Raw genomic sequence first — 20,949 nt, forward strand, 5'->3', positions numbered from 1 at the left:
ACCAAGTTAACCACATACCCAATTGACACATAGAGGTACACGTGATGTTTGAAGATTCTACCGCTTACCAGCCAGAAACCACTTTAATGCATATTCACAATGATATGAGCATCTGTCAAAGTGATTATCCTATTGACTGGTATCAAGAAGATTTTATTCCTTACGCACAGGAATATCAGGCTTTGCCTGATCGTAAACTCACTACGGTGTTGGCATGGATGAAACCCTATCTTAAAAAAGCACAAGATCATTTTGGCGATCAATTATTATTACTGGCTCATTACTATATGGGTGGTGACATTGTAAGATTGGTTGAACAATTTGGGGGTAAAATTGGCGACTCCTATCAATTAGCTTTAATGGCAGCAAATCATCCGGAAAAATCAGTGATTATTGAATCAGCGGTGCATTTTATGGCTGAATCGATCAGTATATTGGCTAATTCCAATCAACAAGTTTATATCACTAATCCAAAGTCGGGATGCACCATGGAAATGCTTGCCAAAGATTTTATGGTTGAGCCTGCCTTTCTGGATTTAAACGAACGATATGGTGCTGAAAATATTTTACCTGTTTGCTACATGAATACCTCGGGACGAGTTAAAGCAATGACAGGAGCACAAGGAGGAGCGGTCTGCACCAGTTCTAACGTAAAGAAAATCTTCCAGTGGGCTCAAAAGCAAAATAAAAAAATTCTATTCATTCCCGATCAGCATATGGGTGAAAATGTAGCCTATTGGTTAGGTATAAAAAATCTCGCCTATTGGCCAGGTGGAACTGCTGGAGCTCACTACTCTCTTCCAGCCCAAGAACAGAAAACCCTAGACCAATTTGATAAAGCGGAGTTAATTCTATTTGCCAGTCAATGTGCCGTACATACAGTGTACCAGCCTGAAATGTGTGAATACTGGCATAGCCAAAATTACACTACCATAGTCCATCCAGAATGCCGCAATGAGGTCATCAAAGTGGCTCAACATTCAGGCTCTACTGCATTTATCTGGGATTATGTCGTTCATGATCGGGCGGGGACGAAACAATACGCCATTGGTACTGAAAATCATATGGTTGAAAATCTAAAACAATATTGTAAAAACTTAGGGATAAAGGTGGTTAATTTGGCCGAGGCTCCAAAAAGTAACGAGGAAAAAGGGGTAGGTTGTGGCTGTGCCACCATGTCACGTAATGATCCGCCTCATCTCGTCGCTCTGGTTGATTTATTGCGCCAAGGTAAAAGCATGCCTTATAACGAAGTAAAAGCTGGGGACGTGGTCAATGAATTCACTGGAACCAGAAACAGACTTCCTTTAAATGATCAGCAATGGGTTATTGAGAACGCTAAAAAATCTCTTGAAATGATGATTAACATTACCGAAGATAGAATATAAGACATGTTCACGGCTTAGGTCATTCTTTGATAACCAGAAAAAAACATCGTTATAGCGAATAAAGTGAAGCAATCCAGATCAGATTTTCAACGAAGCATCGTTCTGGATTGCTTCGCCAAGGCTCGCAACGACGTAATAGACATACTCCGTGAACGTTTATTTTAAAACTTAATTAATTTTTTGCCTCGCAATTAATTTCTAATTGGGGGAATTTTTAATCACTTTGCATTTCGGGCATATTTTTAACGTCGTTAATTGTTTTTGTTGCAAGAGGATATTCCCTTTCAAGTGAATTAACAAAGTCTAGAGGATTATCACCAGACTTGTATTCATCTTTAATTTTCAACATTAACGCATATAAAAAATTCGCTCTTTGAAGGTATTCATTGCGTTCGGGACGAACCTTATCATATAAAAGAGGCTGTATCCCCTCTCTCATCATCGATAACTTATTTATTATATTTTTCTTAAAGGCTTTAGCTTGTTGAGTATCATTATCCATTTCATCTGATGCTGAATGAAGGGGAGAATTATCTACTTGTTTCATAATGGATAATCCTTATGATGAGTCAATTAGCATGATGAGTCAATTAGCTTATAATGAGGGGCCAAAAACTTATAGACTATTTATAAATTATAGACTCTATGCTGAAAAATACAAAAGTAGAAAACCAATGATGCAGTGCACTTACTTCACCGTATAAAACTGACATTCCGTCAAACCCTGGGTACATACAAAGCCACCAAGCGTATCTATCCAATTATAATCTACGCGAGCCGGTATTTTGGTACGGACCTGCCACCAAATAGAGTAATCCCCTGCTGAGTTTCTATAAGTACACATAACTCCTTGCCCATATCCTGCAACCAAAATATTAGCTCGGATAAATTGGGTATTTTCATCGCCCTGAGGGCTATTAGGAGAAAAAGGATTTTCTACCCATGGCGATGGAGGTACCCCCCACCGTAAAGAAGTTGTCAGAGGATCTGGACAGTTAGTAGCAAGCGCTATGGAATTGAATTGTGCTAAAAACAATCCAATTAAGAGAGCTTTATTTTGTATCATAAATACCTCATTAACCTCAAAAACAATGACATTTTCTATCTCATTATTTGATAAGCAGGGACAAAATGTCAAATCAAAAGAACGACATGCCCCCTAACCGAATCTTTTTTAAATAATAATTCGCTTAGACCATTGTTAGATTTCATATCTTTGTTATAATGTCCGCGCGTGCCGGGGTGGCGGAATTGGTAGACGCGCCGGATTCAAAATCCGGTGATGGTGACATCGTGTCGGTTCGAGTCCGACCCTCGGTACCAATGAGAATTTTTTCATGGTCACATCACTCGAGTAAATTAAGTATTTTGGTTCATCCCCAAATCCAGGGGAACATCAATCCTCTGCGTAGATTTCATTTTGCGATACCGTAGGTTGGCGCTGAGCACAGCGAAGCCCAACTCCATAACCTGTAACACTCACATACTACGAAAATGCCATAATTCTAACTCCCTTATAGTCCTAAAGAAGGGAAATTTAATCTTTTTGACTCAGTTAGCATGCATTAAAGCAGATACTATAATTAGTATAATAATTTTTCTTATCGCACAATTAAATAATGATTAAGGATTATCATATGGTTACTATCACTACATTCATTTTAGGCATTATTTCAGGATATATTTTAAATATTACCGCTATGAAAATTAGTTTCAAACAAAGAACCATAGATTATAAAATTAAGGTTTATGATTCTCTTATTATTAATTGGATTCAAATACGCAATCACTTAATCCACTTTGAACAAAACGGACAAAGTAGCGGTGTTAATAAATGGTCAGAATTAGATAGAATGTATGGTCAATCACAGACATATATTGGAGAAGCATTTTTAGTTAGTGATAACCAACAACTCCTTATGGATATAAATGATTTCAATGAGAGATTTATTAGAAATAACTTGTCTAATTTATCTGAGAGTGAAATTAATACTCATCTCGACAAACATAAGGAAGAGGGTTTAAGACTTATATCTCGCATGAAAGATGATGTTCATCAAAGCACAAGGTTTATACCTTTTAGAGTGTCGGTCACCTGGTAATATAGATTTCACTTACCCAGCCGTCTACACCATCAGCTATAATGGAAAAAACACTAGAAAATAATTGATATACAATGAGTTTATCTACTTTGTATTGACTTACTTACAAATCTATCCATTTATCCTCTTTTATATTTACATACATTATAGGAAAAAATTGATTACCCTCATCTGTCTCTCTAAAAATAAGCCAAGAGTTAACATGAGTTGGATGTTTTGTAACTGCATTTTTTATATCCTCTACGGTTTCCTTTTGTAAAATCCGACCATTACCTGAAATGCCATAAGGACGGCAATCAACTTGTTGAGCAAAAAATTTAGCCATGATATTCCTCACTATTCTAAATGACATCATTGAAGTATAGTTGAAAAATTGTCGTCAAATCTTTAACCATAATACTAAACAATTATTTCTTTTCTGCTCGCATCTTTTCGCAATCATTCACATCAGCTATCATACTCAACGTTGGGTACGATCTTGGGTAAGTTATTATTCTAAACCAATAAAATCAAAGGGTTATAACGAAGTTCGAGTCCGCCCCCCCGTACCAATGAGATTTTTTTCATGGTCACATCACTCGAGTAAATTAAGTATTTTGGTTCATCCCCAAATCCAGGGGAACATCAATCCTCTGCGTAGATTTCATTTTGCGATACCGTAGGTTGGCGCTGAGCACAGCGAAGCCCAACTCCATAGCCTGTAACACTCACATACTACGAAAATGCCATAATTCTAACTCTCTTGTTGGGCTTCGCTGCGCTCAGCACCAACCTACAATGTATTCGCTTTATGCGCTGATTCTCATTTGCTATATTCATGCATTAATGATATCAAAGCGGTATAATAATTGGTTGGTTAATGGAGGAAACTATGGCAGATGGAAAAAGTGTACTGGTGATTGGTTTGGATCCAATATTGATTGATTTTTCACGTCCCGATTTTGCGGCTACTGGCATGGATGCAACAAAGGTGCTAGCAGGTCTCAGGTCCTCAGAAGAGGAATTAACCCGTCTTGGCTACCACGTGCAAATGTGTCTTACTGACTTTGGTGAAACTGCATTGGAAGTGGTCCGAAATCACCTGGAGAAAAAGCGATTTGATTGTGTCCTCATAGCAGCCGGTATAAGAGCCGTTCCAAGTAGCTTTATTTTGTTTGAAAAGTTAATCAACGTAGTTCATCAATATGCTCCTCAAGCAAAACTGTGCTTCAACACAAAACCCAGCGATACAGCTGAGGCAGTACAACGTTGGATCTGATGGACTCCAGCGTATTTTAAATTATCACCAACAGAGGTAACCCTTACCTATAAAATACAATTGGGGGAAGTCATGATACGTGTCAACAGGATTTTTCCTATTTTTCTACAGGCTATAGCCCTTTCTGCTTATAGGCCAGGAGTATTTTTAATGAGTCCTGCTAAAAAAATGCTTTCCTTTAAGACACCAATGAGACCACTTAGATATTAAGCTTTGCATGTCCGATTGAAGGGCTTTCACAAAATAGAGCAGTCGATAATTTCCTGTGTAGTATTTTTTTTCAAATTTGAAGAGAGATTTAGTGATAATAATGGAGAGGACTCCACAAACAATCCCAGCAGGAAGATCAACGGCATAGTGTTGGAAAGTATAAAGTGTAGAAAGTATATTAAGTACTAACCAAGGGATGAAAATGAATCCTAGTGGCCACCAAAGCCTGATTGCAAAGTAAACAATAATAGTACCCCAAGTGACATGCATACTTGGATTAGTGGTTACAAGCGGATGTTTACGAGTGGAGTTTTCCACAGACTTTTCAAGCCCGTGCAAATAAGCTATTAAAGTGGTGCTTTTATTTGTCTTTTCATATTCTTGTTGAGTTGCCAAGACTGACGGCAAAGAATACAAGTTGTTGCGGTACATTTCATTTGGGGTTACGGCGGGAAATGCAAACCAAAAAGGCATTGCAATAAATGGTGCAATAAAAATCGCAACCAGAAATTGTCTAAAATAATCTATTTTGAATAAAATCAATCCAATAAATACAGTAATGAAAAATAAATACAGTCTGACGTAAGATTGAATAAATAAATAATCTAAAATAGAACTATTGGAAAATCGCTGTATCCAAAGCTGAGGATCAAAACCAAATATGTATCTATCCATTGACATGAATAATTGGCTCGCAGCAATCACGCTTTCTCGTGAAGCGGCTTGAGACAAATGTTGTATGGAAATAACCATAAAAAAATTCCCAAAACCGATCGCAAACATAATATAGGAAAAGCTCAAAAAAAATGGTTTTAAGCGAATATTAGGAGGCTGTTGTCCATTAAACATATTCACGCTTACCCATTGCGACAGCCAAAGAGCAATTTTGAAATAGATATAAATATAGAAAAAAAGAAATCCTATTTTGATGAGTTGACCACCATAAAAGAAACTCCAAGCAAAAGTTTCTTTGCTGATCCCCGATAGGATAGAAAAAGGTGGATTTTCAAAAAGACTGATAAACAAAAGACCGGTGATTGGCAGGATGTATAACAGATAAGTTTCAAGTTGAAAGCTTGTTAAGATTTTTTTTATGCCGTCAAACATATAAACCTTAGATGATATTCCCTTAATAGTATAGTATATGAAAAATAAACGCGCTATTTTCTCATTTCCAATTTTAAAGCTTCCTTAAACTATAAGTTCCATTCAATGATAAAATGACATTAATACAAACTAAAAGCCAAAGACCAGTTTTTTTCTGTCCTTATTGGGAAATTATTTGGTTCGTCTCGGAATTTAAACTCTCTTTTTCTAACTGTACTTCCTGTGGCGAGTTCCCTTTAGTTTGATCTTTAATCATTATTAGAAAAGGAATAAACGCCAAAGCAAACAGGATAGATAATTCATACAAACCAACCCAGCCTATACTCATCTGAATGGTGGCAGCTACAGGCCCAGAAAGAATCCGTGGTAATGTTGATAAGGCGACTAACATAGAAAATTGCGTTCCGGTAAACTGTTTATTAACCAAACGCATAAATAAAGCAACCAAAGCAGTAGAAGCCAAACCGGCAGCAAAATTATCCGAGAATACTGCGACGGCTAATAAGGTGACACTTTTTCCGTGTATTGCTAAGGCTACAAAAAATATATTAGTGAGTGCCTGTAACAATCCAAAGAGAAACAAAGCTCGGTATAAACTATAGCGCAGCAATAAAAACCCGGCAGTCAGTCCTCCCAATAAGATAGAGGCTATACCCAGCATTTTATTAATATAGCCAATAGTATCTAATGAAAAGCCCAGTCCCTGGATCAAAAAAGGCATCACAATACCACTGGTTGTAGTAGTAAAGGCCTCACCTAATTTATAACAAAAAACAAATAAAAGAAGTGGAATAATTGCAGGGCGAGTTAATAACTCTTTAATCGGGGCAATGAACGAAAAAGCAAAACTGTTTTTTTCTTTAATTTCTACCGAAGGCTCCTGACTAAACAAGACGGCAAACATGCCAATGATCATGACAAAGCCCATGAAGCGATAGGTAAAGGCCCATCCCAATTGCTCAGCCATTATTAAAGCCAATCCACCAGATAACAATAACGCCAATCTGTAGCCAAATACTGCTAAAGAGGCGCCTAAAGCATGTTCCGTTGTCGGAAGGTATTCCGCTCTGTGGGCATCAATTGCCACGTCTTGAGTGGCTGAAAAACAGGCCAGGATTAAAGCTAAGAAAGCTAAAAGCTTGGGATATTGCTCAGGGGTAAACCAAGCCATTAAATTAAACCCTACGAGCAAGAGTACTTGCATGGTTAGGATCCAACTGCGTCTTTTACCCATATCAAACAAAGAATAACGATCTAAAATAGGGCCCCAAAAAATACGGTAGGCGTAAGGCAAACTGACTAAACTTAACGCACCGGTGGCAAGAACGGACATGCCACTATAGGCAAACCATGCCTGTAAGGTGCTGCTGATTAATGCCATGGGCAAACCAGAAGAAAAACCTAAAATGAAAACGATAAATAAACGTTTATTCATTTTTTAAAACACTCAAAGTGAATTAGCCTATAAAAGACTTCACCCTGAAAAACAGGATCCAGGGTGAATAAAGGATACATTAAGCTGCGGATTTTTTTACAGAGATCAAATGAATTTTGAAAATTAAAGTTTCATTTGGACCTATTGGGCCACCTACACTGCGTGGACCATACGCAAGATTTGAAGGAACATAAATTTCCCAAGTAGAACCAGCTGGCATTAATTGTAATGCTTCAGTCCAACCAGGAATAACTTGTGATACTTGAAATGTTGCTGGTTTTCCAGTCTTTTCTGTACTATCAAATACAGTACCATCAATTAAATGACCTGTGTATTCAACAGTTACGGTGTCTGTTTTACCTGGTTTTGCGCCAGTACCGGCATCAATAATTTTATATTGCAAACCGCTTGGTAATACAACGACACCGGTTTTAGTTTTATTTTCTTTCAAAAACGCTTCGCCTTTTGATTTGTTTTCATCAGATTTTTTGTTGAATTCAGCAGAACGTTTTGCCATTAAATCTTTCTGAAATTTATTCAGAACATCTTTCATTTGTTGTTCAGTCAAAATCAATTGAGTACCACTCATACCATCTTGCATTCCTTTGGCTAATGCTTCTGGATTGATATCAATACCTTGAGTTTTGAAGTTTTTACCTAAATCAGCACCAATACTGTAAGACAATTTATCTTTGTCCGTAGTTAGCGATGCTGCATCGGTTGCAGCCATTGCTGTTGACATTGCCAGCCCCATGACGGCCGCAGTGACCAATTTCATCTTCATAAACAATCCCCTTTTAGTCTTTCTTTAATTACATATCTTCCTTATATACAAATCAGAAAGATATAGAACATTGTAAAAATGCCCGTTCATTCTGCCTAAATTCCTATAAAATTACCAGTCATAACCCACTATTTAATTACAAATAGACAAATACAGGTTATCCTTCTAAACTTGCCTTTAAATAGAACAAGAGACTTGAGCGTATGAACATTAGTGTATTTGACTTATTTTCTATTGGTATTGGCCCTTCGAGTTCACATACGGTGGGTCCCATGTTATCTGCTAATGCTTTTTTACAGTTACTCGAAGAAAGACATCTTTTTGATAAAACGCAGCGCGTAAAAGTAGAGCTCTATGGTTCACTAGCCCTAACCGGTAAAGGGCATGGTACTGATAAAGCAATTTTAAACGGGCTGGAAAATAAAGCGCCTGAAACCGTAGTACCTGAAACCATGGTGCCACGCATGCATGAAATACTCAGTACCCATACCCTTAACCTGGCAGGCAAAAAAAATATTACCTTTAATGAAGCAACAGACTTTTTATTTTTGCAAAAAGAGCTCTTGCCCAAGCATACCAACGGAATGCGTTTTTCCGCTTTTGACGCTCAAGGAACTCTATTAATTAACCAGGTTTATTATTCAATCGGCGGCGGCTTTATTACGACTGAAGAAGAATTTAATAAAACTGCTGAAGATTCTAATCCACCGCCCTACCCCTTCTCAACGGGAGATCAGCTATTAAAGCTATGTAGTGAAAATAACCTGAGTATTGCTGAATTAATGATGATTAATGAAAAAACCTGGCGTAGCACAGAAGAAATTCAGCGTGGAATTTTAGCGATAGCTAAAGTAATGGATGACTGTATTGCCAGTGGGTGCAAGCACGATGGAATCTTACCGGGAGGCCTCAATCTAAAAAGACGTGCCCCGGATCTCTATAAAAAATTAGTAGAGCACAAAGGGATTAAAAGTATATTCGAACAATCAGACATCATGAACCATTTAAATCTTTATGCCATGGCCGTAAATGAAGAAAATGCCGCTGGTGGCCGTATTGTAACTGCACCAACCAATGGCGCTGCCGGAATTATTCCAGCCGTACTAAAATATTGTCAAATGGCTCATGATAAAATGAATAATGAGGACATCTACACTTATTTTCTCACCGCAGCTGCTATTGGTATCCTCTATAAGAAAGGGGCTTCCATTTCAGGTGCCGAGGTAGGTTGTCAAGGTGAAGTAGGTGTTGCCTCTTCGATGGCAGCAGCAGGTCTCACCGCGGTACTTGGTGGTACTGTTGCGCAGGTTGAAAATGCAGCTGAAATTGCTATGGAGCATCATCTAGGAATGACCTGCGATCCGGTTTTAGGACTAGTACAAATACCTTGTATTGAACGTAATGCTATGGGTTCCGTAAAAGCAGTTAACGCTACAAGAATGGCACTTATAGGCGATGGCCAACATCATATTTCTTTGGATAAGGTCATTAAAACGATGAAACAGACTGGTATAGACATGCAAAGCATCTATAAAGAAACATCCATGGGAGGTCTGGCTGTTAATTTACCTGAATGTTAGAGCCTAATTAGTCACTATTCCCGGAGATGCCGTCATTGTGTGCCTTGGCGAAGCATAACAATGTTTCGTTAAGTTCTGTACAATTGCTTCACTTCATTCGCAATGACGGCTATTGGAGTATGTTATAAATTATAGTTTGGAAGGGTCGGTATCCTTGATTTGTGCCCAATTGGCATTTGCTTTTTTAATATTCCCTGGAATGTCTTTAACCCAAATTTTCGCAACCCGCTCATTAAGATTCAAATAGAGTTTTCCATCCACAATTTTCCAGGCTAAAGGATCACTGGCTATTTTTTTGCCCAGGGAAAGGCCCATAGCACACCATCCACCATACTGAGGTAAGTACTTCTCTGGATTTTCCTGAAACATTTTTTTATGTTCGCCACTGACAAATAAATAATTAATCCCATTTTGCATCACTACATGGTCACCATTACCCTTAACTGGTTTGTGATCCGTGAAATAACTCACGACATCATAACCTTGATTACCTACGGCAAAATAAGTGGTATCAGCAGCAAAAACTGAGGACTGGCAGAGGACTAAAACTAAAAGTGCCAGCATACAACGTTTAATTGTCTTCATAATCAATTCCTTTTGTAAAATACCAACAGAAAAGAAACAAGCATCTTTATCATTCTAGCATACCAATTAAATATCTTAAGTTGCTATATTTAGTAGGCTTAACTAGACTTTTATAAAGGAGTCGTTATTAATTAGGGGGGACCGGATGAGTAACAAATCACATATTCTTAGCGCACAATCCTCTGCAAAAGACGCGCGTACTGCTGTAAGAGAATTTCACGCAGCGGTATCTCAACCCCATATGTCCCTCGTTGTTTTTTTCTGCTCCAGTCATTATGCTCTTGATGAACTCGCTGAAGAAATGAATTCTCTTTTTCCTGACGTGCTGGTCGTAGGATGCACCACTGCCGGTGAAATCGGACCTGGTGGATACATTCAAAATAGTCTTACAGGGGCAAGCTTTCCTTCTGATGGCTTTACGGTTGTGGCCAAGAGTTATGACAACATACAGCAATTCGATGACGCCAAAGGGCAAGCTTTTGTTAATGATTTACTGCAGGAATTAGAAGCCCGCGCACCTGACACTGACTCCAGAAATACTTTTGCTTTATCACTGATCGATGGCTTATCCCTTCGCGAAGAACCCATAGCACGAGCCTTTCAGCATGCTTTAGGCAATATTTTATTACTTGGAGGTTCTGCAGGTGATGATTTACAGTTTAAATCAACCTGGATATTTTATGGAGGTTCCTTTCAGACCGACAGAGCGGTACTTACTTTGGTGAATACCATTTATCAATTTAAAGTATTTAAATCACAACATTTTATCTGCGGGCATGAAAGACTGGTAGTAACCAAAGCGGCCCCTTCCCAACGCCTTGTTAGTGAAATTAATGGGTATCCAGCAAATATCGAATACGCACGCGTTATAGGTGTCCCTGTTGATGAACTTGATTCAAATCATTTCTCGGCTTTTCCAATGGTGGTACGTATCAATCAGGTAGATTACGTGCGCTCCATTCAAAAGTGTAATCCGGATGGAAGCTTAACTTTTTATTGCGCCATCGACAGTGGTTTGGTATTTATGGCTGCCCATGGAGTTAATCTCGTCAATAACCTCGAGCAAACATTTCATAATATTCATGATGAAATTGGTAAACCACAATTGGTACTAGCTTGCGACTGCATACTTCGTAAGCTAGAGGTAGGGCGGGAAGGCCTGGAGAATCGAGTGGAAGACATTTTAAAGAATAATAACGTTATTGGTTTTAATTCCTATGGTGAACAATTCATGGGCGTCCATATCAATCAAACCATTACCGGCATTGCTATCGGTTTATCGCGAGAAAAAAATCATGGCTGATTTACCTCAACCCAATGATGAACAAGGATTACGAGCGGAAATCGAGCGTCTTAATAAAATTATCAAGGCATTGATTGATCGTGCCGAACAAGATATGAATGCACCCAATTCAGATTTTGGGGTATTTCAAACAACGGTTATGCTGGAAGACAAGGTAAGAATGCGAACCAGAGAGCTGGAAGAGGCACTCCACAAAAATGCCAAGATAACCCGCGCATTACAACAGGCAAATATATTAATTGAAGAAAGTGAACAACGATTACGTGACATCACTGCAGCACTGGGTGAAGGGCTACTTGTCATGGATAAAGACGGTCTAATTAAGTTTATGAATGTTGCAGCCTGTAGAATTCTCGGTATTAGTGAACACGAAGTTCTCGGTAAAAATTCCCATGAGTTATTTCACCATTCCTATCCCGATGGAAGTCCCTATCCTATTGACGACTGTATGATCTTGGGGGTATTAAAAACAGGTCAACCTTACTCTAGTGAGGACGAATATTTTTGGCGTCAGGATGGAGCTGGTTTCCCAGTATCAGTTACTGTAACGCCTATCAAATTTAAGGAAAATACCAACGGTATCGTCATCGCTTTCCATGATATTACCCAATCAATACTGGAAAGAAACCAATTGCGTGAAATGAAAGCCGCAATCGAACAAAGTCCAGCATCCGTACTGATTGTTGATAAAGACAAGAATATTATCTACGCTAATCCAGAGTTAATCAGTGCAACGGGATATACCGAAGCAGAATTGAAAAATAAAAAAGCCAGTATTTTTCATGGAGACCAAACTCCAGGAGATAACTATATTGAATTATGGAAGACCGTGTTGAGCGGCCGCCCATGGAGTGGCGAAATACTCTACAAACGCAAGGATGGGAGCATGTTCTGGCAATCGTGGAAAGTTGCTCCGGTGACTAATAATCATGGAGAAATCCAAAATTTTGTTGCGGTAGGTGAAGATATTACTGAAAAAAAGAAATTTCATGCTTTACTTGAGGAAATGTCCTATCAAGATGGATTGACCGGGATAGCCAATCGTCGCAAGTTCGACGAATATTTTGCTCAGGAATGGAATAGAGCCCTACGCAATAATGAACCAATAGCCATTATTATGGCGGATCTGGATTTCTTTAAGCATTACAATGATACTCTGGGACATCAAGCGGGAGACGAATGTTTAAAACAGATTGCTCTTGCATTAAAGAACAAGGCTCACCGTGCCACTGACTTGATCGCAAGATATGGTGGGGAAGAATTCGTATGTGTTTTGCCAGACACCGATATGGCCGGTGCAAAAGTATTTGCAGAAGAGCTGCGACAAGCGGTTTATGACCTAAAGCTCTCTCATCCCAATTCGACTGTTTCTCCCTACGTCACAATCAGCCTGGGAATAGCTTGCTGCACTCCCCGTCCGGGGATGCCAAATACTTTGCTAGAAACAGCGGATGCAACTCTTTATCAGGCTAAAACAAAGGGGCGTAATCGCTTTGAAGTTGCCCCCGAAGGTTAAGCCTTTTTTTCCTAATTCCATACCCAATTAAACGTCCATACATCGGTTATTATAAACAAATTCTAATCCTCTTTGGACACCCAATATAATAAAAATAAGTATCCAAAAACTCGCCAGTACTGCGATAAATGCAAACAAAGGCAAGCTACTTATATAACCCATAGAAATCACCGCAAGGGTCGCACTGGTCATATTGATAAAACTCATCATGGCGGCACCGCTGGCTTTATCATTAACTGCATTGGAAGCAATATAAGAACCTCCAGCAAACAATAGACCGCTAAACAAATACAAAAATAACGTGCTTGTAAAAAACCACAAGACGGAGCCATTCCCTGAATAAACCATCACAATCATACTGACTAAACCTAATGCAGTACCAATCAAACCAAAGAAAACTACGTTATTAGCCTTATATCTTTGTAATAACTCCTTAGCTAATAATCCCCCAGCCAACATTCCTGTCATATTCAAAAGATTCCAATAACTGTACTCAGCCGGTGATAAATGAAATAGCTCCATAACAATTTGTGGTCCCGCGGCCGAAAAACAATATCCTATTGCAGAACAAAGACCAACCACCAAAGAATAGATCAATAAGGTACCAGACGATAAAACGCTCCTGTACCCGCTGAGAATAGAGCCCAGGTCAATTGCTTGCGGTGTGGTTAATGTTTCACTAAATAACCTTGTGCCATAAAGCATCAGCAAGCCATGGCCTAATAAAAAGATAAAGCAATTTTCCCAGTGACTGTATTCAGTAATCATTCCCCCCAAAATGACCGCCAATCCTATCCCTAAGGTAAAAGATAATATGGTATAAGCCATCGCTGTTCTTCTTTGTTCTGCGGGTAACCATTCATTAATTAACATGAAGGTACATGCTAAACCACTTGCCGCACCCAAGGCATTAATAAAGCGGCCCATAATTAATATCGAATATACGTGAAGAAAAAGGCCAGTAAAACAAACTAAAATCCCGAGAAGATTAATCAATAAACCGATGCGCAAAGCCGTGATTCGTCCAAATCGATTTGCCAAAGGGCCATAAATAAGTTGGCCGAAAACATAGCCAACTAAAAAAACAGAGACTATCCACTCAACCTGACCTTGGAGTAGAGCATACTGTTGCTGAATTTCCGGTAAGGCAGGGGTAATAATTGCTGCAGAAAAAGAAGCGATAGAAATATAACTTAACAGGCAGAATATATTAAAAAACGCCATTACGATTCTCCATTAACCTGATCACTTGTTACTATTTAACTTATTATAATAGTTAACAACTAATTAATTAATGGCGTTAATAATTATAAATAATTAACTATTAGTTAATAATAACCAGGAGTCCGAGGAATTATGAGTAAAAAATAAATCGCTAACCGCATAGCCAACTACTGCTGCAAACTGATCATTAATATAAATCAAAGGAATTGTGTCTCTAAGCCAGGGAGGAACTCCCCATTCTTGAAATAATTTTTTTAACTGTTTGGTTTGACCATGCCAATAGAATTGTTCCCCTCCCCTCCTAAACTTAATCTCTACTTTAGCATTTTGTGGAACTATTAAGCCTTGATTTACTTTCTTAGCCATTAAAGAGAAATTATATTCTGTTAAAACTAAAGGTAAGGGAAACTCTGTCCATTCAATACAATGGGGTAAACTAATGACTTTTTTTTTATCTAAATAAAGATACTGTTGATAACGACGTACTTGAATTTCATTCCAACTCACTACGGGAGCTGCGTCTGAACTGGCAAATAAGACTTCATGGATCAATCGTTGGAAAGTAAGGGTAGAAGGCAATTGAACTTGGTTTTTTTTCAACCAAACCCGTAATACATTCGTTATGCGCTCTATACTTAGTTTTTTCAAAGGTTCAATAAATAAAGAGTTAGTGGCCGTAAGCAATTCCTGATCATCATGGATTGCCAGCTCATCCAAATTAGCCTTGGCTTGCTGACAATGAAGTGCGGTTCGGGCTATATTTCCTACTACCCCAGGCCATTTTTTTAATAGAAGCGGCATTATTTGATGACGCAAATAGTTACGAGAATAACTAATTTCCTGATTACTTTCATCCTCAATCCATTTTAATTGGTGACTCGCTGCATAATGCTCAAGTTGCTCGCGGGAATAAGATAACAAAGGCCGGGCTAATGTTCCCACGCCCCAAGTGCTCAAGTCACTCATAGCTGCTAAACCATCTACTCCCGCACCTCTAAAAAGTTGCAAAAGTACCGTTTCAGCCTGATCATCACGATGATGGGCTAAAATCAAACAGTCTTGTGTCGTTAAGAGGGAAGAAAAAACCGTATAACGGGCTATTCGTGCCCCTTCTTCTATATTGGCTGAGCGATCAAATTCCACGGCGTGCGAAATAAAATCGATGCCTGAATTCAGACAAAATTGTTCACAATGCTTTTGCCAATATTCTGCATTTGAGCTAATACCGTGATTGATATGTACCGCAATTAATTTAGGGCATAAAGACGAGTGAGAAGCGAGCAGGTGCAGTAATACTGTAGAGTCTAGTCCACCGCTAAACCCTACAATTAATTTCGTGAACCCACCCAGACGAGCTATCCACTCTGAACTTAGTAACGATTTAGTCACATGCCCCCATGGCCATAAATTTCTGATACCGAAGCTCTATTAATTTATCTAATGGCAGCTTTTTCAAACTCTGCAATTCTGTAGTTAATACTTTTTTTAATCGCTTCGCCATATCATCAACATTACGATGAGCACCACCCAAAGGCTCAGGTATTACCATATCCACTAATTTATTTTCCGCTATTCTATCTGCTGTAATCCCCATAGCACGTGCAGCCTCACTGGCCTTGGCAGCATCTTTCCATAATATGGACGCACAACCTTCTGGAGAGATTACCGAGTAAATACCAAATTGCAGCATTAATACCCTGTCTCCTACTCCAATCGCTAATGCCCCCCCAGAACCAGCCTCACCAGTTACAGTACAAATAATAGGTGTTTTTAAGCGTGACATGGCAAAAAGATTACGTGCAATGGCCTCGGATTGATTTCTTTCTTCAGCTCCAATGCCGGGATAAGCCCCCGCTGTATCAATAAAAGTAAAGATGGGAAGGTTGAATTTCTCAGCCATTCTCATTAGACGCAATGCTTTTCTATACTCTTCAGGACGAGCCATACCAAAATTGCGGTATACTTTTTCTTTGGTACGTTTTCCTTTCTGATGGCCAAGAACCATAACAGGCTCATCATTTAAGCGAGCCAGTCCGCCAATAATAGCTGGGGCAGAAGAATGACTTCTATCGCCATGCAGCTCCTGAAAATCGGTAAAAATACGTTCAATATAATCAGTAGTCTGAGGCCTGAGTGGATGTCGGGCCATTTGTGCGACTTGCCAAGGCTCTAAATTAGAAAAAACATGGGAGGTTAAATCAGAACATTTAGCTTCAAGTTTCGCTATTTCATCACTTAAATTTACTTCGTTATCCGTACCTATCATGCGAAGTGCTTCAATTTTCTGATTCAACTCTTCAATAGGTTGCTCAAAATCCAAAAATTGTCGGCTCATTGATTACTCTTTGGTAAATTAAATATCAATGGTATATGATACTCTTAACCGTTAATTGACGCCAGATTCAAAGTACATCATATGACAATTACAGGATTTACCCCTTTAAACATACAAAATTGTATTTTAAATGAATCACGCATTGATCTATGGCAATTTTCCCTGGAGCATGAGTTAAACGTTGCCTATCAATTATTGAATGCTGATGAAAAAGCGCGTGGCGACCGATTTTACTTTAGCCGACATAAGAGACGTTTTATTACCGCTAGAGCTGCTTTGAGAATTATCCTCGGCCGCTATTTGAATACCGCTCCAGAACGCCTGGAGTTCACTTACGGTTCTCACGGTAAACCAGCAGTGGTTAATTCGCAAAGGCTGCAATTTAATATAAGCCATACCGGAGACCTTGCCTTGCTCGCCGTAGGCAAAGGCCATCCTATGGGGGTGGATGTGGAACATTACTCTGCACGCCCCTATGAGGGCATAGCAAAAGGTTTATTTTCGGATCAGGAATTTGAAGAATTTACAAAAGTGCCGGCGAAATTGAAAGCGGCTGTTTTTTTTCATGTGTGGGCACAAAAAGAAGCCTTTATTAAAGCGTGCGGACTAGGCCTTTCTTATCCGACAAAAGAGTTTAATGTTCCTACCTCCATACCAACAAAACAATTAGTAAAAGATCCGCTTCATAATGTCACATGGCAACTACGCTCGTTCATGCCAGGAGTAGCCTGCAGTGGCGCCTTATGCTACCACCCTACTGTAAGGGAACTGCGCCATGGATTGCTTCAACTCCACCCCTCTTTCAGTCTGAGATACTAGGGGCTGATTTATATGATGCAATTTAATCACTCTCAGCTCACGTTACTCCACATCCTTGGTGACGGTTCCTGTCATAGCGGCAACGAGTTAGGAGAAGCATTAGGCATTACTCGTTCTGCAATTTGGAAACAAATAAATCAATTGATCGATTTAGGGATTCCAATTACTCGATTGCCTCACCAAGGCTATAAATTACCCAGTAAACTGATCTTATTAAATGAGCAGGAAATATCCAAACATATAAAAACGCTTGTCCCTTCATCATCTTTTAACCTTCATGTATTTACTTCAATAGATTCCACAAATCGCTATTTAAAAGATTTACCCATCAGTACCACAGTTGATGTATGTTGTGCTGAAATACAAACTCAGGGCAGAGGCCGCTTCGGCCGACTCTGGCACTCCCCTTTTGGAGAGAATATCTATTGTTCCAGTCGGTGGAGTCTAAACTGTGACCTTAGCAGGTTATCAGGATTGAGCCTCATAACCAGTTTAGCCGTATTGGCGACCATCAATCAGCTCAATCCCTCACCTGACGTTAAGATAAAATGGCCTAATGACATCTTATGGGGTGATAAAAAACTGTGCGGCAGCCTGATTGAGATTCAGGCTGAATCAAATGGTAATGCCCAGGTAATCATTGGCATAGGGTTAAATGTGAATACCGATACTCAAAATCACCCTCTTCCGGAAAAGCCCTGGTGCTCGTTGTATGAAATATTTCAGCAAAAATATGATCGCAATCTATTAATAGCCAATCTTATGATTAACTTGGAACGCTATTTGACTAAATTTATAATGCACGGTCTTGAGGTCTTTATTGATGAATGGAATCAATTTGATTATCTAAAAGAAAAATACATTACCGTAACTCAATCCTCAGGTATTATTTCCGGAGTTGCCAAGGGTATAAATCAGACAGGAATGTTAATTCTAGAAAATGAACAAGGTGTAAAACATTATCTTTCCTCGGGAGATACTTCTTTACAATCACGTCTGGGGTAAAAACCATAGGTTTCTCCAATAAAATCTATAGTGAGTAACCCTTTCAAGCTAACTACCGATAGTAAGAATGATAGGAACCATCGCCCCAAATATAAGGCATTAATAAAATCCTACTTGTAGATAAGCGGAAATACTTCTAAATTGAAATTAGAGACCAAGGTTTTTCCAAGGAAAAAGGACGTAAAACCATCATGTTCAAAGGCTTTAAGATTAGCATTCGACTGAGTATTATTACTTTATTTGTCCTTTTACTAAGTGTAATTGGCTTTACAATCATTACTATTAATTATGTAGCATTAAATAAAATCTTGAGCTCAAGTGCCAAGACATTGATTGAGCAAACTTCATTATTGGTCAAAGAACGAGTTCACATGTATTTGCGTCCTCTAAGTCATGATTTAGTCGAAATAAGCACCACTCTTAATCGAGGCATCGTTGATCCCAATAACGGCCAACGATTTGATCGCTTTCTTACTGAGAGAATTCGTTATAAACCAGAAATATTTATGATTTATTACGGAACAGTAAAAGGAGACTTTTATGGGGTAGATCATGAAACACCTAATGTAATTGGTTTAACTCACGTTTTGAATTCTGTAACGCCCTCCCAAAAAATGCGCTATGAACTGGATCAAGCAGGCAACATCATTAATACGAACTACCTTAGCAAACCTTATGATCCACGAGTTAGGCCTTGGTATCAGCAAGCTGTAAAAGCAGGAAAGCCGATATGGACCGATATATATCTGTTCTATGTATTTGGCAAGAGTGATTATCTGGTTCCAGGCATCACGGCGGCAGCGCCCATTTATGATGGAAACAAGAAATTAACAGGAATTCTGGCCTTGGATCTGACCGTTGATGGAATACAACATTTTATTCAAGAATTGCAAGTTACAGAAAATGCAATGATTTATATAACCAATGAAAAACAACAGGTTATCGCTTATAAGAATCCGTTTCAAACCCAAGATATTCGGGGAGAGAAATTAACTCCGGAACTGATTAAAAAATTTAATATCCCGCTTGTCAGTTTTATAAGGCAAAACACCAAACCGCTGGTAAGCTCTTATCAATATCAGGGAAAACAATTTTTTTTAGCCTATCAACCCATCACAGAAACGATTACGGATCCATGGAATATCACTATTATTGTCCCTGCTGAAGATGTCCTGGCACCGTTAGAGATCTTAAGCATTCGCGCCTTACTCTTAACCTTTATTGTTCTCTTTATTGGAGCACTGATCGCCCGCTATATCTCCAAAAAGATATCTCATCCTATTATCGAACTGGCCCAGGAAGCTGAAGAAATTACTAAATTAAATCTCAGACCCCGTCCTTTACTAAAGACGATGATCAAAGAAATCAGTTATATGGATAAAAGCTTATCTAATATGCGCACCAGCCTTGCCTCTTTTCAGCGCTATATTCCCAGCTCTCTAGTAAAAAAACTAATCAGCAGCGGCAAAATAGCTCAGGTGGGCGGTCAGAATCAAACGATTACTGTTTTATTTTCCGACATTAAAGACTTTACAAAATTAGCTGAAGAAACTGATCCTCAGCAATTAATGACGTATTTATCAGACTACTTTCAATCGATGACAGAAGCGGTGATATCTCATCATGGCACGGTGGACAAATACATAGGTGACGCAGTAATGGCTTTTTGGAATGCACCATTTCCGGACAAGAAGCATGCTTTCCATGCCTGCCAAACAGCAGTTAATATGCTGGAACGAATAGAACAATTAAATAGTAATAATCGCCAATATGGATTGCCGGAATATGCAATACGGATAGGGATTAATTCGGGTGAAGCGGTTGTAGGAAACGTGGGGTCAGAAGACAGGCTGAATTTTACAGCACTTGGTGATACTGTAAATTTAGCCAGCCGCCTTGAAGTGATTAACAAAACATATCATTCTCAAATTATTGTCAGTGAAGCCACTTACCAAAAAGTTGAAAATAAATTTTCCTTCCGTTTGCTGGATGAAGTTGCTGTTCGAGGCAAACGAAAAAGCACCGCAATCTACGAATTATTGGTTTCACCCAATGTAGGGAATCTCGAACAATATAAAAAAGAATTTAAAATGGCATTTACTTCTTATCAAAGGGGGGAATGGGAGAACAGTTTACTGTTGTTTAAAAAACTAACCCCAGCTTTTCCTGGGGATCAGTTAGCGAATATTTATATCAATCGTTGCCAACAATTAATAATTTCCCCCCCTGTGGCCTGGGATGGTATATGGCGTGTAGAGGAAGGGCTAATTTAGTAGGGTTATGGTTGTATTATTAAAT

General features: G+C 38.9%; 19 protein-coding genes and 1 tRNA gene. 10 read left to right on the forward strand and 10 right to left on the reverse strand.

Going from position 1 to position 20,949, the window contains the following annotated elements:
- Positions 1-44: 44 nt before the first annotated feature.
- Entirely contained in the window at positions 45-1,388 is a 1,344-nt protein-coding gene (gene nadA, locus LOX96_RS05395; RefSeq protein WP_250421023.1) for a quinolinate synthase NadA, read from the forward strand.
- Between the two features lie 214 nt (positions 1,389-1,602).
- On the opposite strand, the gene LOX96_RS05400 is transcribed toward nadA, so the two are convergent.
- Both LOX96_RS05400 and LOX96_RS05405 read right to left on the reverse strand, forming a co-directional pair.
- The gene (locus LOX96_RS05400) at positions 1,603-1,935 is read right to left on the reverse strand and encodes a hypothetical protein (protein WP_250421024.1); all 333 of its coding nucleotides are present in this window, start codon (positions 1,933-1,935) and stop codon (positions 1,603-1,605) included.
- A 141-nt stretch (positions 1,936-2,076) separates the two neighbouring features.
- Entirely contained in the window at positions 2,077-2,454 is a 378-nt protein-coding gene (locus LOX96_RS05405; protein WP_250421025.1) for a DUF3757 domain-containing protein, read from the reverse strand.
- 170 nt (positions 2,455-2,624) lie between these two features.
- Between LOX96_RS05405 and LOX96_RS05410 the strand changes: the two genes are divergently transcribed.
- Both LOX96_RS05410 and LOX96_RS05415 read left to right on the forward strand, forming a co-directional pair.
- Positions 2,625-2,711, forward strand: a tRNA-Leu gene (locus LOX96_RS05410).
- Positions 2,712-3,025: 314 nt separating this feature from the next.
- Entirely contained in the window at positions 3,026-3,490 is a 465-nt protein-coding gene (locus tag LOX96_RS05415) for a hypothetical protein (RefSeq protein ID WP_250421026.1), read from the forward strand.
- 103 nt (positions 3,491-3,593) lie between these two features.
- Here LOX96_RS05415 and LOX96_RS05420 read toward each other — a convergent pair whose 3' ends face one another.
- Positions 3,594-3,815, reverse strand: coding sequence for a hypothetical protein (locus tag LOX96_RS05420; protein ID WP_250421027.1), 222 nt, complete (start codon positions 3,813-3,815; stop codon positions 3,594-3,596).
- A 546-nt stretch (positions 3,816-4,361) separates the two neighbouring features.
- Here LOX96_RS05420 and LOX96_RS05425 point away from each other — a divergent pair.
- Complete coding sequence (locus LOX96_RS05425) at positions 4,362-4,748, forward strand: hypothetical protein (RefSeq protein WP_250421028.1); 387 nt, start codon at positions 4,362-4,364, stop codon at positions 4,746-4,748.
- A 147-nt stretch (positions 4,749-4,895) separates the two neighbouring features.
- Here LOX96_RS05425 and LOX96_RS05430 read toward each other — a convergent pair whose 3' ends face one another.
- The 3 genes from LOX96_RS05430 to bamJ all read right to left on the reverse strand — a co-directional run bounded on the left by LOX96_RS05430 (position 4,896) and on the right by bamJ (position 8,284).
- Complete coding sequence (locus tag LOX96_RS05430) at positions 4,896-6,065, reverse strand: phosphatase PAP2 family protein (RefSeq protein WP_250421029.1); 1,170 nt, start codon at positions 6,063-6,065, stop codon at positions 4,896-4,898.
- Between the two features lie 160 nt (positions 6,066-6,225).
- On the reverse strand, positions 6,226-7,500 hold the full coding sequence (locus tag LOX96_RS05435) for an AmpG family muropeptide MFS transporter (protein WP_250421030.1): 1,275 nt from the start codon (positions 7,498-7,500) through the stop codon (positions 6,226-6,228).
- Positions 7,501-7,579: 79 nt separating this feature from the next.
- Entirely contained in the window at positions 7,580-8,284 is a 705-nt protein-coding gene (bamJ, locus tag LOX96_RS05440) for a BamJ family beta-barrel-assembly machinery protein (RefSeq protein WP_250421031.1), read from the reverse strand.
- Between the two features lie 203 nt (positions 8,285-8,487).
- Here bamJ and LOX96_RS05445 point away from each other — a divergent pair, with 203 nt between their 5' ends.
- Positions 8,488-9,864 carry an L-serine ammonia-lyase gene (locus tag LOX96_RS05445; RefSeq protein WP_250421032.1) on the forward strand — a complete coding sequence of 459 codons (1,377 nt, stop codon included), beginning with the start codon at positions 8,488-8,490 and terminating at the stop codon, positions 9,862-9,864.
- A gap of 129 nt (positions 9,865-9,993) precedes the next feature.
- Here the strand turns inward: LOX96_RS05445 and LOX96_RS05450 are convergent, their stop codons facing one another.
- A complete protein-coding gene (locus tag LOX96_RS05450) occupies positions 9,994-10,449 on the reverse strand; it encodes a YHS domain-containing (seleno)protein (protein ID WP_250421033.1) in 456 nt (151 codons plus the stop codon).
- A 145-nt stretch (positions 10,450-10,594) separates the two neighbouring features.
- Between LOX96_RS05450 and nosP the strand changes: the two genes are divergently transcribed.
- Both nosP and LOX96_RS05460 read left to right on the forward strand, forming a co-directional pair.
- Positions 10,595-11,752 (forward strand): nitric oxide-sensing protein NosP, encoded by a 1,158-nt coding sequence (nosP, locus tag LOX96_RS05455; protein ID WP_250421034.1) that lies wholly within the window; start codon positions 10,595-10,597, stop codon positions 11,750-11,752.
- Complete coding sequence (locus tag LOX96_RS05460) at positions 11,745-13,268, forward strand: sensor domain-containing diguanylate cyclase (protein WP_250421035.1); 1,524 nt, start codon at positions 11,745-11,747, stop codon at positions 13,266-13,268. Before nosP ends, LOX96_RS05460 begins: the two co-directional genes overlap by 8 nt.
- Positions 13,269-13,295: 27 nt before the next feature.
- Here LOX96_RS05460 and LOX96_RS05465 read toward each other — a convergent pair whose 3' ends face one another.
- The 3 genes from LOX96_RS05465 to LOX96_RS05475 all read right to left on the reverse strand — a co-directional run bounded on the left by LOX96_RS05465 (position 13,296) and on the right by LOX96_RS05475 (position 16,827).
- A complete protein-coding gene (locus LOX96_RS05465) occupies positions 13,296-14,492 on the reverse strand; it encodes an MFS transporter (protein WP_250421036.1) in 1,197 nt (398 codons plus the stop codon).
- 93 nt (positions 14,493-14,585) lie between these two features.
- Positions 14,586-15,881, reverse strand: a complete 1,296-nt coding sequence (gene tilS / locus LOX96_RS05470; protein ID WP_250421037.1) for a tRNA lysidine(34) synthetase TilS — start codon at positions 15,879-15,881, stop codon at positions 14,586-14,588.
- A complete protein-coding gene (locus LOX96_RS05475) occupies positions 15,874-16,827 on the reverse strand; it encodes an acetyl-CoA carboxylase carboxyltransferase subunit alpha (RefSeq protein WP_250421038.1) in 954 nt (317 codons plus the stop codon). The genes tilS and LOX96_RS05475 overlap by 8 nt, the downstream gene beginning before the upstream one ends.
- A gap of 81 nt (positions 16,828-16,908) precedes the next feature.
- Between LOX96_RS05475 and LOX96_RS05480 the strand changes: the two genes are divergently transcribed.
- The 3 genes from LOX96_RS05480 to LOX96_RS05490 all read left to right on the forward strand — a co-directional run bounded on the left by LOX96_RS05480 (position 16,909) and on the right by LOX96_RS05490 (position 20,924).
- The gene (locus tag LOX96_RS05480) at positions 16,909-17,646 is read left to right on the forward strand and encodes a 4'-phosphopantetheinyl transferase family protein (RefSeq protein WP_250421039.1); all 738 of its coding nucleotides are present in this window, start codon (positions 16,909-16,911) and stop codon (positions 17,644-17,646) included.
- Positions 17,647-17,658: 12 nt separating this feature from the next.
- Positions 17,659-18,651 carry a biotin--[acetyl-CoA-carboxylase] ligase gene (locus LOX96_RS05485; RefSeq protein WP_250421040.1) on the forward strand — a complete coding sequence of 331 codons (993 nt, stop codon included), beginning with the start codon at positions 17,659-17,661 and terminating at the stop codon, positions 18,649-18,651.
- Positions 18,652-18,842: 191 nt separating this feature from the next.
- Positions 18,843-20,924 (forward strand): adenylate/guanylate cyclase domain-containing protein, encoded by a 2,082-nt coding sequence (locus tag LOX96_RS05490; RefSeq protein ID WP_250421041.1) that lies wholly within the window; start codon positions 18,843-18,845, stop codon positions 20,922-20,924.
- The last annotated feature ends 25 nt before the right edge of the window (positions 20,925-20,949 follow it).

The sequence above is a fragment of the Legionella maioricensis genome (genome assembly GCF_023618015.1).
Taxonomy (GTDB): Bacteria; Pseudomonadota; Gammaproteobacteria; order Legionellales; family Legionellaceae; genus Legionella; species Legionella maioricensis.

What these genes read in the sequence shown, in the direction of transcription:
- nadA (WP_250421023.1), top strand. Translation starts at nt 45, where the DNA reads ATGTTTGAAGATTCTACCGCTTACCAGCCAGAAACCACTTTAATGCAT.
- LOX96_RS05420 (WP_250421027.1), bottom strand. Translation starts at nt 3,815, where the DNA reads ATGGCTAAATTTTTTGCTCAACAAGTTGATTGCCGTCCTTATGGCATT.
- LOX96_RS05490 (WP_250421041.1), top strand. Translation starts at nt 18,843, where the DNA reads ATGTTCAAAGGCTTTAAGATTAGCATTCGACTGAGTATTATTACTTTA.
- LOX96_RS05435 (WP_250421030.1), bottom strand. Translation starts at nt 7,500, where the DNA reads ATGAATAAACGTTTATTTATCGTTTTCATTTTAGGTTTTTCTTCTGGT.
- LOX96_RS05475 (WP_250421038.1), bottom strand. Translation starts at nt 16,827, where the DNA reads ATGAGCCGACAATTTTTGGATTTTGAGCAACCTATTGAAGAGTTGAAT.
- LOX96_RS05465 (WP_250421036.1), bottom strand. Translation starts at nt 14,492, where the DNA reads ATGGCGTTTTTTAATATATTCTGCCTGTTAAGTTATATTTCTATCGCT.
- LOX96_RS05400 (WP_250421024.1), bottom strand. Translation starts at nt 1,935, where the DNA reads ATGAAACAAGTAGATAATTCTCCCCTTCATTCAGCATCAGATGAAATG.
- LOX96_RS05480 (WP_250421039.1), top strand. Translation starts at nt 16,909, where the DNA reads ATGACAATTACAGGATTTACCCCTTTAAACATACAAAATTGTATTTTA.
- LOX96_RS05425 (WP_250421028.1), top strand. Translation starts at nt 4,362, where the DNA reads ATGGCAGATGGAAAAAGTGTACTGGTGATTGGTTTGGATCCAATATTG.
- nosP (WP_250421034.1), top strand. Translation starts at nt 10,595, where the DNA reads ATGAGTAACAAATCACATATTCTTAGCGCACAATCCTCTGCAAAAGAC.
- LOX96_RS05485 (WP_250421040.1), top strand. Translation starts at nt 17,659, where the DNA reads ATGATGCAATTTAATCACTCTCAGCTCACGTTACTCCACATCCTTGGT.
- LOX96_RS05415 (WP_250421026.1), top strand. Translation starts at nt 3,026, where the DNA reads ATGGTTACTATCACTACATTCATTTTAGGCATTATTTCAGGATATATT.
- LOX96_RS05445 (WP_250421032.1), top strand. Translation starts at nt 8,488, where the DNA reads ATGAACATTAGTGTATTTGACTTATTTTCTATTGGTATTGGCCCTTCG.
- bamJ (WP_250421031.1), bottom strand. Translation starts at nt 8,284, where the DNA reads ATGAAGATGAAATTGGTCACTGCGGCCGTCATGGGGCTGGCAATGTCA.
- LOX96_RS05460 (WP_250421035.1), top strand. Translation starts at nt 11,745, where the DNA reads ATGGCTGATTTACCTCAACCCAATGATGAACAAGGATTACGAGCGGAA.
- LOX96_RS05430 (WP_250421029.1), bottom strand. Translation starts at nt 6,065, where the DNA reads ATGTTTGACGGCATAAAAAAAATCTTAACAAGCTTTCAACTTGAAACT.
- LOX96_RS05450 (WP_250421033.1), bottom strand. Translation starts at nt 10,449, where the DNA reads ATGAAGACAATTAAACGTTGTATGCTGGCACTTTTAGTTTTAGTCCTC.
- LOX96_RS05405 (WP_250421025.1), bottom strand. Translation starts at nt 2,454, where the DNA reads ATGATACAAAATAAAGCTCTCTTAATTGGATTGTTTTTAGCACAATTC.